Origin of the sequence: Mycobacterium sp. 48b (genome assembly GCF_048282725.1) — a bacterium.
In the GTDB taxonomy this organism is placed as follows: Bacteria; Actinomycetota; Actinomycetes; order Mycobacteriales; family Mycobacteriaceae; genus Mycobacterium.
On sequence record NZ_JBLVUL010000001.1, the window covers coordinates 2,833,698 to 2,845,953 of the forward strand.

General features: G+C 64.3%; 12 protein-coding genes. 2 read left to right on the forward strand and 10 right to left on the reverse strand.

The features are described from left to right. Both ACNQR1_RS13895 and ACNQR1_RS13900 read right to left on the reverse strand, forming a co-directional pair. On the reverse strand, positions 1 to 474 hold the full coding sequence (locus ACNQR1_RS13895; protein WP_418046812.1) for a hypothetical protein: 474 nt from the start codon (positions 472 to 474) through the stop codon (positions 1 to 3). A 168-nt stretch (positions 475 to 642) separates the two neighbouring features. Then, positions 643 to 1,935: a cytochrome P450 gene (locus tag ACNQR1_RS13900; RefSeq protein ID WP_418046813.1), complete on the reverse strand. Its 1,293-nt coding sequence runs from the start codon at positions 1,933 to 1,935 to the stop codon at positions 643 to 645. Between the two features lie 191 nt (positions 1,936 to 2,126). On the opposite strand from ACNQR1_RS13900, the gene ACNQR1_RS13905 reads away from it, so the two are divergent. After that, positions 2,127 to 2,732, forward strand: a complete 606-nt coding sequence (locus ACNQR1_RS13905) for a TetR/AcrR family transcriptional regulator (protein WP_418046814.1) — start codon at positions 2,127 to 2,129, stop codon at positions 2,730 to 2,732. A 74-nt stretch (positions 2,733 to 2,806) separates the two neighbouring features. On the opposite strand, the gene ACNQR1_RS13910 is transcribed toward ACNQR1_RS13905, so the two are convergent. Together ACNQR1_RS13910 and ACNQR1_RS13915 are read right to left on the reverse strand one after the other, a co-directional pair. Then, the gene (locus tag ACNQR1_RS13910; protein WP_418046815.1) at positions 2,807 to 3,952 is read right to left on the reverse strand and encodes a thiolase family protein; all 1,146 of its coding nucleotides are present in this window, start codon (positions 3,950 to 3,952) and stop codon (positions 2,807 to 2,809) included. A 12-nt stretch (positions 3,953 to 3,964) separates the two neighbouring features. After that, positions 3,965 to 4,408: a Zn-ribbon domain-containing OB-fold protein gene (locus ACNQR1_RS13915; RefSeq protein WP_418050362.1), complete on the reverse strand. Its 444-nt coding sequence runs from the start codon at positions 4,406 to 4,408 to the stop codon at positions 3,965 to 3,967. Between the two features lie 88 nt (positions 4,409 to 4,496). Between ACNQR1_RS13915 and ACNQR1_RS13920 the strand changes: the two genes are divergently transcribed. Further along, positions 4,497 to 5,021, forward strand: coding sequence for a VOC family protein (locus tag ACNQR1_RS13920; RefSeq protein WP_418046816.1), 525 nt, complete (start codon positions 4,497 to 4,499; stop codon positions 5,019 to 5,021). 14 nt (positions 5,022 to 5,035) lie between these two features. Here ACNQR1_RS13920 and ACNQR1_RS13925 read toward each other — a convergent pair whose 3' ends face one another. Genes ACNQR1_RS13925 through ACNQR1_RS13950 form a run of 6 tightly spaced genes read right to left on the reverse strand, consistent with a single transcriptional unit; the run spans position 5,036 to position 11,944 of the window. Next, on the reverse strand, positions 5,036 to 5,863 hold the full coding sequence (locus ACNQR1_RS13925; RefSeq protein ID WP_418046817.1) for a phthiotriol/phenolphthiotriol dimycocerosates methyltransferase: 828 nt from the start codon (positions 5,861 to 5,863) through the stop codon (positions 5,036 to 5,038). Continuing rightward, positions 5,860 to 7,242, reverse strand: a complete 1,383-nt coding sequence (locus ACNQR1_RS13930) for a cytochrome P450 (protein ID WP_418046818.1) — start codon at positions 7,240 to 7,242, stop codon at positions 5,860 to 5,862. Before ACNQR1_RS13930 ends, ACNQR1_RS13925 begins: the two co-directional genes overlap by 4 nt. Further along, complete coding sequence (locus tag ACNQR1_RS13935; protein WP_418046819.1) at positions 7,239 to 8,093, reverse strand: Coq4 family protein; 855 nt, start codon at positions 8,091 to 8,093, stop codon at positions 7,239 to 7,241. Before ACNQR1_RS13935 ends, ACNQR1_RS13930 begins: the two co-directional genes overlap by 4 nt. A 39-nt stretch (positions 8,094 to 8,132) precedes the next feature. Further along, a complete protein-coding gene (locus ACNQR1_RS13940; RefSeq protein ID WP_418046820.1) occupies positions 8,133 to 9,521 on the reverse strand; it encodes a WS/DGAT/MGAT family O-acyltransferase in 1,389 nt (462 codons plus the stop codon). Beyond that, complete coding sequence (locus ACNQR1_RS13945; RefSeq protein WP_418046821.1) at positions 9,518 to 10,723, reverse strand: cytochrome P450; 1,206 nt, start codon at positions 10,721 to 10,723, stop codon at positions 9,518 to 9,520. The genes ACNQR1_RS13940 and ACNQR1_RS13945 overlap by 4 nt, the downstream gene beginning before the upstream one ends. A gap of 51 nt (positions 10,724 to 10,774) precedes the next feature. Continuing rightward, positions 10,775 to 11,944 (reverse strand): Rieske 2Fe-2S domain-containing protein, encoded by a 1,170-nt coding sequence (locus tag ACNQR1_RS13950; RefSeq protein WP_418046822.1) that lies wholly within the window; start codon positions 11,942 to 11,944, stop codon positions 10,775 to 10,777. Positions 11,945 to 12,256: the final 312 nt, after the last annotated feature.

The window sequence follows — 12,256 nt, forward strand, 5'->3', positions numbered from 1 at the left end:
TCACATCCTCGTCAGGGTGAACGGGTAGGTGAAGGCGCCACCGGGAGCGCCGTCGCAGCCGGCATCGAACGAGGAGACCATCTCGCCCGCGAGTGTGTTCGCATCCCACGAGTAGACGTCGTGGGTCGGGATGGTCGGCCCGTAGTAGATGTCCCCGCACCGCAGGCCGAAGGGATCATCGACCGTCAAGGTGTAGCGACCGTCTACCAGTCTTGCGTTGCCACGGCCGGAGAATGCCTTGGCCACCGGCTGCGGGATTGCCACGATCGAAATGCAGTCGTGCTGCCGGACGTCGGACCCCGGGTCGCGGCACGGCGTGATCGCAGACCAGATCCAGGTGTGGAAGTCCCTGCGATCGGGGATGTTGAGGCTGTAGTTGCCGAAGTACATGGCCTGCGACGGCGGTGCCAATGCGATTGCGGTCCCCAACCCGAGCGCGGCGCTCATCGCCATACGGATCAAGCTGGACTTCACAGGCACCTCCACGGATCGGCACTGGTCGGCTGACTATAGAACGAGACCAGGCTTCACCGGGCCGAAACCGGAATCTCGTCTTCGCCAGCGAGATTGTCATTCTCGCAATCGGAGAATAGCAAATACGGCGAAGACGAGATCCGGGGAATCGTCTGTCGGGCGGTGGGGTCAGCGCAGCGGCTTGAACGTGATGTTCAGCTCGGTGAGCCCGCGCAGGATGAAGGTGGGTTCGTAGGTGTAGCGACGGTCGTCGGCGGGGCCGTGGAAGTCCTCGTCGATGGCGATGTCGGCCATGCGGTCCAGGATCCGCTCCAGCGACACCCGGCCCTCGACGCGGGCCAGCGGGCCGCCCGGGCAGCTGTGCACGCCACGGCCGAACGCGATGTGCTCACGCACGTTCTTGCGGTCAAGGCTGAAGGTGTGCGGGTCCTCGAAGCGGACCGGGTCGCGGTTCACCGCGCCCGGGCACACCATCATGGTGGTGCCGGCGGGAACGTCGATGTCGCCGAGCTTGGTGTTCTTCTTGGCCAACCGGAACTGGCTCTTGACCGGGGCGTCCATCCGCAGGGCCTCCTCGACGAAGGTCGGGATGCGGCTTCGGTCGTCGCGCAGGGCCTGCTGGATGTCGGGGCGGTCGCCGAGCACCCGCAGCGAGGCCGAGAGCAGCTTGGTGGTGGTCTCCTGTCCGGCTGCGAACAGGAAGGTCGCCGACCGAACCACCTCGATGACAGGCGGTACGGATCCGTCCGGGTAGTTCGCCGTGGCGAGTGCCGTCAGCACGTCGTCGCGGGGGTCCTTCCGCCGGTCTTCGAGGTACCTGATGAACTTCTCGTCGAGCCATTCCAACGGGTTGCTGGCAACGAGATCGCCGTCGAGCGAGCCGACCTGAGCTCCCGGGCGGGGGGCGCCCAGCACCGTGCGGAACTCCTCGTGGTCTTCCTCCGGCACGCCGAGCATGTCGGCGATCACCAACAGGGAGAAGGGCTTTGCGTAGGCGCTGAGGAACTCACACTTGCCGTCGGCGATGAAATCATCGAGACACTGGTCTGCCAGCCGCCACATGAAGTCCTCGTTCTCCTTCAACCGGCGCGGTGTCAGCAGCCGGTTGAGCAGGGAGCGGGCGTCGGTGTGATCGGGCGGATCCATGGTGACCATGTGCTCGAACATCGGCATCTGGGAGCGGTGGGCGGCGATCTGCTCGGTGATGTCGTCGCCCTCGGGCGTGAACGGCAGTGGCGGGAACGGTCCGGCCACCGCGATGCAGGACGAGAACGTTTCGGTGTCCTTGAGGACCGTGGTGGCTTCCTCGAATCCGGTGATGGCCATGACGCCGTAGTTCGGTTCTGTGACGACCGGGCACTTGCTGCGCAGGTGGTCGAAGTAGGGGTGTGGGTCGGGGACCAGCGACTGGTCGGTGAAATAGTCGACTGTGTCGTAGTTGGTCGTGCCGGAATCACTCATGATGTGCGCTGCCTCCCGAAATCGATATGCGCTGCGGTGGTTTCGCGACGGGCTGCACCGTGCGAAGAATTTTCGAAAATTGCTGAGCACCTGCTTAGCATGGCGTTAGAGTCGTGGTCAAGATCACCTGGCCGGGCGGTGGTTACGATCAGCCAGACGTTGTCGGGGACATGTCGTGAGGAGGACCGGGTATGGCATCGGCGCGAAGGATCGGGGCGCCGGACGCGAAGAACCGAGTCGTGCTGCTCGACGCAGCCGAGGCGCTGATGATCGAGGAGGGGTACGTCGCGGTCACGTCCCGCCGGGTGGCCGAGCGGGCTGGTCTCAAGCCCCAGTTGGTGCACTACTACTTCCGCACCATGGACGACCTGTTCCTGGCCGTGTTCGTGCGGCGGGCCGAGGAGGGGTTGGCCGCGCAGGCCGAGGCTCTGAACTCGCCGCAGCCGCTGTGGGCGCTGTGGCGGTTCGGCATCGACCCGAGCGCTACGCGCTTGACGATGGAGATGACGGGGCTTGCCAACCACCGACCGGCGCTGCGGGCCGAGATCGGCCGCTACGCGGAAATGTTCCGCGAGGCGGAAACCAAGGCGATCGACGGGGCATTGCAGCGGTACGGCGTCGAGGCGTCCGAGGTGCCGCCCATCGTGTGGACGTTCATCGCGGCCAGTGTGTCGCGGGTGATGGTCATGGAGCAGGCGCTCGGAATGACGGCAGGTCACGCCGAGGTGCTGAAGTTCTGCGAGGACTGGCTGCGCCGGCTGGAAGGTGAACCGCAGCCGCTGGAACTGCCGGCCTGAGGCCCGTCTCTGCCCGAACAGGCGCGAATGTCCCCCGAACCGATGGTCGCGGGGGACATTCACGTCTGCTCGAACTAGAGCGAGAGGATGGTTGCCGAGGCTGTGCCCGGCGCACCGTAGACCTGGGCCAGGCCCACTCGGGGGTTGCCGGGCACCTGGCGTTCGCCCGCCTCACCGCGCAGCTGTCGCACCAGCTCGTGCATCTGCCGAAGGCCCGACGCGCCGATGGGCTCGCCGTTGGCGATCAGCCCGCCGTCGGTGTTGACCGGGATCGATCCACCGATCTCGGTGGCGCCGTCGGCCAGCAGCTTCTCCTGCTCGCCGTCGGCACACAACCCGGTCTCGGCCATGTGGATCACCTCGGCGCCGGCATCGGTGTCCTGGAGCTGGGCGATGTCCACGTCCTCGGGGCCGATGCCTGCGGCCTCATAGGCGGCCTTCGCCGCATAGACCGTCGGCGAGGGATCCTCATCGAGTGGCGCCGAGGTGGCATGCACCTCGTAGGCACCGAAGGTCCGGGTCCGGATCTCGCTGGCCCGCACGTAAACCGGCTTGTCGGTGTATTTGTGTGCGATGTCGGCACGGCACATGATCACCGCGGCCGCGCCTTCGTCTGGGGCGCAGAACATGTACTGGCGCAGCGGGTAGTTGAGCGCCGGGGAGGCCATGATCTCCTCGACCGAGATCTCCTTGCGCCGGAACGCATTCGGATTCTTCTCACCGTTGCGGAAGTTCTTGTTGGCCACCCGCGCCAACGTCTCCTCGGAGATGTTGTGCTTGTGGATGTAGTGGTTGGCCTTCATCCCGAAGAACTTGGTGGTGACGAACTGCCCGTTCTCGGCATACCACTGCGGCAGAGCGAGCTTGGCCGGGTCGTCGGTGAAGGCACCGCGCGGGTGCTTGTCCAGGCCGATAGCGATGCCGATGTCGTACTTGCCCAGTCGGATGGTGTCGGCGGTCTGCTGGATGGCGCTGGCCGCGGTGGCGCAGGCATTGAACACGTTGGTGAAGGTGATGCCAGTCAGCCCGACCAGGCGGGTGACCGCATCCGGGTTCGACACCTCATAGCTGCCGCCGAATCCGAACTGGATGTCCTTCCACTGCAGGCCGGCATCCTCCAGCGCGAATTGGATTGCCTCGGCACCCATCTGCATCGCGGTCTTGTCGAAGCGGCCGAACGGGTGCAGGCCGACGCCGATGATGGCTACATCGTTGGTCATGTGCGCGGCCTTTCAGACGGGTTGGAAGGCGAAGGTGACAATCTCGTTGCCCTCTTCGTCGGTGGTGAACGGGATCATGGTGAGTTCGACGTCCATGCCGAATTGCAGCTTGGCCGGGTCGTTTTCGGTGAGGCGTCCTTCGACGCGGATGACGGGGCCGGTGTGGTCGGTGAGTTCGACGAGGCCGACGCCGAAGGGGACGAAGTTCTTTCCGGTGGGTCCCTTGTAGGGGGCGCCGGGTGGGAAGCCCTGGGTGGTCCAGGCGATGACGGTGCCGCGTCGGGGCAGGTTCACCTGTTCGGTGTTGCCGCCGGAGCATTTGGGGCAGCGGGCCTGGGCCGGGAAGGTGGTGGCTGTGCAGTCGGTGCAGCGGCTGCCGATCAGCTGGGGTTCGGCGTCGGGCCACGTCGAGATCTCGGGCGCCAGAGCAATCTGTGTTGACACGTCGTTGACGATAACTGGAAATGCAATTCTCGTCTAGTGAGAATCGGCTCTCGGTAGGCTCGCCGGTGCAGTTGAGACGGCACGGACAGATGGAGGCGGCGTGAGCGAGGTTCTACCGGGAGCGGTTCGTCAGATCGGGTATGTGGTCACCGATCTGGACGACGTAATTTCGGGATGGCTGAAGATGGGTGTCGGCCCGTGGTTCGTGATCCGCGACCTGCCGCAGCAGGTGACCTACCGGGGTGCGCCGTGCGAGGTGAAGCTGTCACTCGCGCTGTCCAACAGTGGCGATCTGCAGGTCGAGTTGATCCAACAACTGGACGAGACGCCCAGCATCTTCACCGAGTTCCTCACCACCACCGGTGGGGGGTTTCACCAGCTCGCCTACTGGACAGCCGATTTCGATGCCGCGATGACCAGGCTCGCCGAGGCCGGCTGGCCTCAGGTGTGGTCCGGCGGCGAGGGGGAGGGTGTGCGTTTCGCCTACTTCGAACCGCCGGCCGGTGCCTCGATCGTCGAGATCATGGAGCTGACCGAGGCCTCGGCCGGCATGGCCTCCTACGTGCGCGCACAGGCCGCCGACTGGGACGGCAGTGATCCGGTCCGGGAATTGGGGGTCGGCTGACGGCCGTGGACCGATCAGTCTTTGACAAAGCTGTACAGGCGGTACGCGTACTCGCCTGATTCGAGATTGTTATAGGTCATCGACCCCGGACCGCCCGCAACGCTGGCCGCCATCCGATGCAGTATCTCCAATGGTGGCAGGCGGTCTTGGATCCGGCTGAGTAGCGATGGCCAGTTGAGTTCGAGGCCGCGTCGCACCTCCTCGTTGATGGTCGTGCTCGAGACCTCGCGCAGGGGAGAACCCGCGAGCGCGGATTGCCACGCGTCGATGTCGTCGCGGCGGCGCAGGTCGGTGTAGAGAAAATAGCCACCGGGGCGGAGTACCCGATGGACCTCGGTGAGGAATTGCATGAGGTCCGAATAGCAGTGCGATGCTTCTACGTTGACGACGATGTCGAACTCTTCATCGCCGAAGGGTAGACACACTGCGTCGGCCTGGACGAATGTCAACCCCGGTAACCGGTGCCGGTCGCGGCAGAATTCGATGCCGGCCGCGTTCAGGTCGGTGCCGGTGTAGGACGCGGGTTGCAGTGTTCGCATCAGATACGAGGCGCCACCGCCATGGCCGCAGCTGACCTCCAGAACACGTTTGTCGCGGAGGTCGGCCTGGCCGGCGGTGCGGTGGTAGAGTTGGATCAGGTATCGGTCCGCCTCATCGCTCTCGGAGAGTGCCACCCCCATCGGCGGGTCCTCCTCGTACCCGAAATTGAGGAACAAGACGTCGTCTTTGCGAGCTGCCCGGGTCAGGAGCGGATAGAAAAACCGAGCGGTGACCCTGGTGAACATCGGGTGCAATGTCACCGTGTTCAACACCCGCCGGGGCCAGGGCGTAGCCGTGTTCACCGGAGGGCAATCCTGGCCGGGAGACCACCGACAAGCCCCACCGTCACATGGTTGACCTTGGGTTTCGGCGTCCAGCCGGGCAGCAATTCGACGGTGTACTGCTGTAGGACGGCCGCCAAGGTCAGTACGCCCTCCAGATAGGCCATGCGCCAGCCCATGCACTTGTGCGGGCCGATGTTGAAGGGCAAGAAGGCGTTCCTGTCGATCTTGGCCGGCGGCAGGAACCGGTCGGGGGTGAAGGTCAACGGATCGGGCCAGAATCGGGGATCGCGGTGCAAGCCGTATGGGGAGACCAGCACGTCCGAGCCCTTCGGGATGAAGTACCCGCCGATTTCGTCGTCTTCGGCGGCAGTCCGGATGAACGCGGGAAAGGCCTGAAACCGTTGGGCCTCATCGAAGCAGGCGCGCAGATAGGGCAGCTCTGCCAGATGGCGGTATTCGACGGGGTGGCCACCGAGGGCGTCGACTTCTGCGTAGGCCCGCGAGAGTGCGTCAGGATTGAGACACAGCAGCGCAATCGTCCATGACACGGCCTCCGCCGCGGTTTCGAAACCTGCGAGCAGGAGTCCACCCAGATCGGCGCGCAGCCGGCGATGCTGCATTTCGGGGCAGCCCTGGAAGGGCATCGTCATCAGAGAATCCAGTACATCGGGTACCTCGCGGGGGCCGTCAGTCCGGCGTTCGCCGATGAGGCGATCCAATTCTGCGAGCAACGTGGCTTCCGCGGCTTCACCGCGTTTCCGGAAGGGCCTGGGCACGAATGTCGGAGCGGCATACATGAGGCCGCGGATCAGCGCGTACCTGCCGTAGTCGCGCGTGGCGTTCATGAACTGCTGTAAGCGATCAGGTTCCAGGCCGATACCGAACATCAATCGCATCGATCCGTCGGCGATCACCGTCGCAAGCTCTTGTTCCAGGTCGATCCATTCGCCCGACCCAGCGTGCGCGGCCCACGTTGCGACCCGTTCGGTGACCGCGGCGGTCATCGACGGGCTCATGATGGCCAGCCCGCTTTCGGCGAAATGCGGGTTCAACGTCCGGCGCCAGGATTTCCACTCTTCGCCACCCTCGAGCATGGGAAGGACGTCGTCCTCACCGAGCACGAGTTCACGGAGGGATTCGTGCTTGCCATAGCTCTGGTAGTGCTGGGTCATGATGTGGTGGACGTGGTCGGGATGGCTGAGCAGTGTCATCGGTGTACCCGGCCGTGGAATCGGGATGTTCACAACGTCGCCGTACCGGCGGGATACCTCGGCGAAGATGGTGAACGGCTCCCGCGACCGGCGCGCACACAGGCTCGCCAGGCTCATCAGACTCGGCCCGGGCGGGCGCGGCGCAGTGGTGGACAAGGGGTTGGGCCTTCTGATCTGCAGCCTCATGAAAAGTGTTCTCCGTCGACAGAATTCAGTGCCCGTGTGCCGGATGAGTCGCTGTCGTATTCCCACCGCTCGGATGGCGTGTCGCTGATCGGGCTCCACGCGGTAAACCACAGACCATGGGGATGGGCGGTGGATGTCGGAGTGACCCCGAGGAGGGCCCGTACCTCGTCGAGCGGTCTGCCGAGTAGCTGCTCCCATGGGGCGGCCAGGAGTTTGTCGGCCCTGCGGCCGCGCTCTACCGCCTGCCGGTACACGCGGAGCTTGTGCCACGGGGAGGCTCCCGGCACGCACAGCGCCATGACGTAGCCCCATTTGCCCAGGGGGCCAGAGGGTTCGATCTGGCCGCAGTGAAATCCGAACACGATCACCTCGCCGGCCATGTCGGGCCCATAGCCGCCGATGACGTGGAAGATGTCGTGCAAAGCCGTGGAGCGCCGGGTGAGGTAGTAGAAGTCTTCGGACCAATTGTGCTTTTCGGCAAGGGGCCGGATCGCAGTCGTTTCGTCATAGACACCGGCGTCGAGCCGGTGGGTCCGCAAGAAGGACCGATACGCGTGGCCGAGGCTGGCGGGCGGCAACGACGCCAGGTAATCGTCATCGCCGAGCAGCTTCAAGATATCCGGCTTGTCGGCGAGCAGCAGGCGACCATTCGGGTGGGCGCGAACCTGGTGGTACGCGCGCCCGTATGATGCGGCCGACATGGCCAGGTAGGCCTCGTACATCTGATTGACATGCTTGTGTGGCAGGACGAACCCGCGCCAGCATCCGAGGATTGTCCGCCAATCGGTCCGGTCCGGGACAGTGCCGCCTGGTCGGCTATAGGCGCCGGGAGTCGCCGCGGTGGCTACCATGTGGAACCTCCAATTCACTTGATATGCCATCCATCCGAGTCATGGCACGGTCGCCAGGAGTTCTTTGATGGCGGCGGGGAGTTCCTCGGCGAGTGCCCGGATGTCGCGAAGCAGGTCGGGGCTGGACAGAAAGCCGACGTCCACGACATCGTCGAGGGAGGCCGCGGTGATGGTCAGGCCGACGCCGCTGAGGATCGGCCCGAACGGGTAGTTGTAGACGATGGGCGCACCCAGGATGTGCCGTTGGACGCCGCGAACGCTGGACAGTGACACGTTGTACGGAGGCCGCAGCCGGCTGAGCGGAGTCCGGGTGTACAGCCGCATCATGGCCGCCAGGAAGCCCGGTGCGATACGGGCCCAGTCCTGAACCATCGTGTCCCCGATGGCCGAACTGTGTTCCTTGGCCACCGAACTGGCGTCGGCGACCGCGCGCAGTCGCTCGACCGGGTCGGCGATCTGAGTATGCAGACTCGAGAACATCGCAGACATCTGGTTCCGGGTCGGACTGTCTCGGTCGTGGACCGCGATCGGCGTGACCGCGACCAGTGATGCCTCCGGGAGCTGGCCCCTGGACTGTAGGTACTCGCGTAGTGCCCCGGACACGGCCGCCAGCATCACGTCGTTGACCTTGACCCCGTAGTGGTCCTTGATCGCTTTGACATCTGCGAAGTCGAGCCGAACCCAAGCCAGACAACGCTGGGCGCCGACCACGCCGTTGAACGGTGTTCGGGGAGCACTGAACGGGCTTCGCATGGATTTCCGGTCCATGGCCCGAGCAACGGTGCCCACCAGACTCGCCACCGTCTGGGGCAGCACCTTGGTGACCAAGAACCACGGACGATAGGCCAGGCGTGCCAGTCCGCCGAGCGCGAGCCGGCGGGTGGTGACGGAGCCGAACCCGCCCACGTGCATTGCCGGTGGCGAGTCGGCGGCGGCCGCGTGGAACTGTGACCACAGATCGCCGGCGGTGACACCGTCGGCGAATACGTGGTGCGTGCGCACCACCGCGGCGACACGGCCGCTCGCCGCGGCTTCTAGCCCGTCGACGCCTTCCAGAATCCAGATGTCCCACAGCGGGTGATTGCGGTCCAGGGGTTGAGCGGCGAGTCGCGCCGCAGCATCGTGGAGCTGTTCGCGTCCACCGGGTGCGGGGAGCTCGAGGCGATGGATGTGGTTGTCGATGTCGAACTCCGGGTCATCGACCCACACCGGGGTGTCAAGGTTGAACGGGCTGTCTGCCAGCTTGGCCCGGAACTCGGGCAGAGCGTCGGTACGCGAGGCCAGCACATCCCGGAAGTTCTGGAAGCTGTACCCGCCCGGCATCTCTGAAACGTCCAGCTCGACAAGGGAAAAAGCATGCATGGGCTGTGTGGGCCCTTCCAGCCGCAGCAGGCTGGAGTCAAAGCCGCCCAGCCGGTGCAACGTCACTTCAGCACCCTGACCGGCAGCTGAGACCATCCAGTCTCGTTTGATGAGTGCACGCGTCTGCATCCTTCCCAGTCGACTTCGTAGTCCGGCATGAACTCCAATAGCTGTTGCAGGGCAACGGCAGCCTCCATTCGGGCCAGCGCGGCACCGAGGCAGTTATGGATTCCGTATCCCATGCCGAGAGACGGCGTCCCGACGAAACTGCGGCCGATATCGAAGTGCTCGGGATCGGGGAAGGCAGCCGGATCTCGATTCGCCGAAGCCGTGCACAACAGAACCGGCTTGCCCGCGGGAATCGTCACCCCGTGCAGCGTGGTCGCCACCCGGGTTCGACGCAGGTTGTACAGGATGGGCCCATCGAAGCGCAGTGCCTCCTCGACCGCACCGCGGATCTTGGTGGGGTCGTCGCGCAGGGCGTTCCACTGATCCGGGTGTTGAGCGAGTAGAGCGATCAGGCTGCTCACCAGTTTGGTCACCGTGACCGCGCCTGCGGCACCCAACAGCATTGCGAAGCTGGCGATCTCACCGTCGTCAAGTGTGCTCGCGGCGCCCTCGTCACCGTCGACCTCGGCTTGCGTCAGGGCGCTGATCATGTCGTTCTCGGGTTCTGCCCGGCGTTGTTGGACGAGGTTGTAGTAAAACGTGAAGAGTTCGAGGATCGCGCGATTGGCGCTGGTGTCGCGGCCCACCTGCCCCGGTTTGAAGCGGGTGATCTCGTCCGACCATGCCCGTACCTGCTGACGGAACTGCTCGGGAACGCCGGTCATCCTGGTCACGACTTCGACGGGGAACGGCGCCGCGAAGTCCTGCACCAGGTCGAATCGGTCAAGTCCCACCGCGTCCAGGTGCTGGCGGATGACGTCGGCGATCACGATGTGCTGAGCGGAGATGGCGCCCGGCGTGAAGGCATTCCTGACCAGACTGCGCATGCGTCCATGCTCGGGAGGATCCATGAACAGGATCATCTTCGGCGGCTCTTGTCCCGACCGCATCATCTCCAGGTCCAGGCCTCCGGCCGACGAATACGTCGAGTGATCCCGATAGGCGGCGACCACGTCGGTATGCCGGGTCAACGCATAGAAGTCGAGTTCGGGGTTGTAGTACACCGGAGCCTGCTCGCGCATCCACCGAAATGTCCCATGGGGATCGGCGTAGAAGCTGTCCGAGAATGGATCGAAGACAAGCTCGGTCACGTTGGTCACGAATCCCCCTGGAGCAATGCATTATTGACGCGCGGCGCTGATCGGCTGGCGTCACCTGGTGATCGAGCCGGCGGCGGCCCGTTCCGACACCAGATCAGCGCGTTCGGCTTCTTGCCTGGCAACGTTGGCTTCAACCTCGTCGGTCCATACGCCGACGACGTAGCTGGTGTCGAGGTCGAATTCGAAGCGATCGGTCATGTCAGGAGCCACCGCCCCGGCATCGACGTAGAACTGGTCGTACCAGCGCCTCAGTTGATAGATGGGGCCGTCTTCGTCGGCGAGTAGCGGATCGTCGATCTTCGCCTTGTGCTGGAAGATCTCCACATCTTGTTCGAATCCGGCGGCGACACCGTCGGCGATCAGTCCGGCGATCTTCTCCGTGGTTTCTGGATCCAGCCCGCGAGGGCGTCGCACGCTGACGGCGGAATGCAACATGAAGGCGTCGTGGTCGATCGGATAGTGGAAGGCGAGCAGGACTGCCTCGGCTTCGTAGCCGCCGTAGTCGGTATGCAAGGAGGTCACGGCGTACGCGGGCCCGTAGTAGGTCGACTCGGACGTCAGAACGGCCTTGCCGAACTCCGGTCCCAGCTCGGGCACGTCCGGCCGTCCGCGGTTGGTGATGAACTGCCGTGCGATGTGACCTTCGAACACATTGCGGTACGAAATCGGAAGCCCGGCATGCACATAGAAGAAGTGGGCCACATCGGCCATATTGTCGATCACCTCCCTGCTGTGAGAGCCGGATATGCGCCACTGACGGACGCTCCAGTCGGTCCATCCTTCATCGAAGGCTTCGTCGATGCGTGGGATCACGACATCATCGGGCGGCGGGTTGTTCTCATGGTCATGCCAGACGAACAGCAGATTGTTCTCGAGGCAGCTCGTCCACGATCGGGTTCGTGCCAGCCGAGGGACTCGCTTGGCATAGGGCACTTTTCGGCATACCCCGTCGCCGTCCCACCGCCAGTCGTGAAACGGGCACGCGATGGAATCTCCCTTGACCGATCCGCGGCCCAGATCGCCGCCCATGTGCCGGCAAACTCCGTCGAGCACGTGTACCGCGCCGCGACTGTCGGTGAACACCACCAATTTCGTCCCGAAAGCCTCTACGGCATGGGGCTTTCCGTCGGTGAAGTCGCCGGCGAGCCCTAAACAATGCCAGCCGCGGGCGAAACGCTCGTCCAACGAGCACGTGCCAGCGGCACGAACGTGATCCGACATAGTCCCCCAAAGCTGCGAACGAACGGATGCGCCGCTGGGGACGCATCGGTGTTGAGCGCTTGCACAGCGAGGTCAGTGAACCACAGTTGCTATGCCGACGCAAGGATTCGGATTGCCTTGGTAACACCAGATTTACCAATAACTCGAGTTATCGATGGGTTTGCCGCTGGTAGTGCCTGGCCACGGCGAGTGTGCGCCGTCGCATCTGCCGCGAAGATACTTGAATTGGGAACTACCATTGCCTCACCGGCGGTGCGCTTGACACATGTCTTAATTCGCAACACATTTCACAAACTGCCGCATGGCGGGTGC

Coding starts and splice junctions, on each gene's coding strand:
- ACNQR1_RS13900 (WP_418046813.1), bottom strand. CDS start 1,935: ATGAGTGATTCCGGCACGACCAACTACGACACAGTCGACTATTTCACC.
- ACNQR1_RS13930 (WP_418046818.1), bottom strand. CDS start 7,242: ATGAGGCTGCAGATCAGAAGGCCCAACCCCTTGTCCACCACTGCGCCG.
- ACNQR1_RS13935 (WP_418046819.1), bottom strand. CDS start 8,093: ATGGTAGCCACCGCGGCGACTCCCGGCGCCTATAGCCGACCAGGCGGC.
- ACNQR1_RS13905 (WP_418046814.1), top strand. CDS start 2,127: ATGGCATCGGCGCGAAGGATCGGGGCGCCGGACGCGAAGAACCGAGTC.
- ACNQR1_RS13950 (WP_418046822.1), bottom strand. CDS start 11,944: ATGTCGGATCACGTTCGTGCCGCTGGCACGTGCTCGTTGGACGAGCGT.
- ACNQR1_RS13910 (WP_418046815.1), bottom strand. CDS start 3,952: ATGACCAACGATGTAGCCATCATCGGCGTCGGCCTGCACCCGTTCGGC.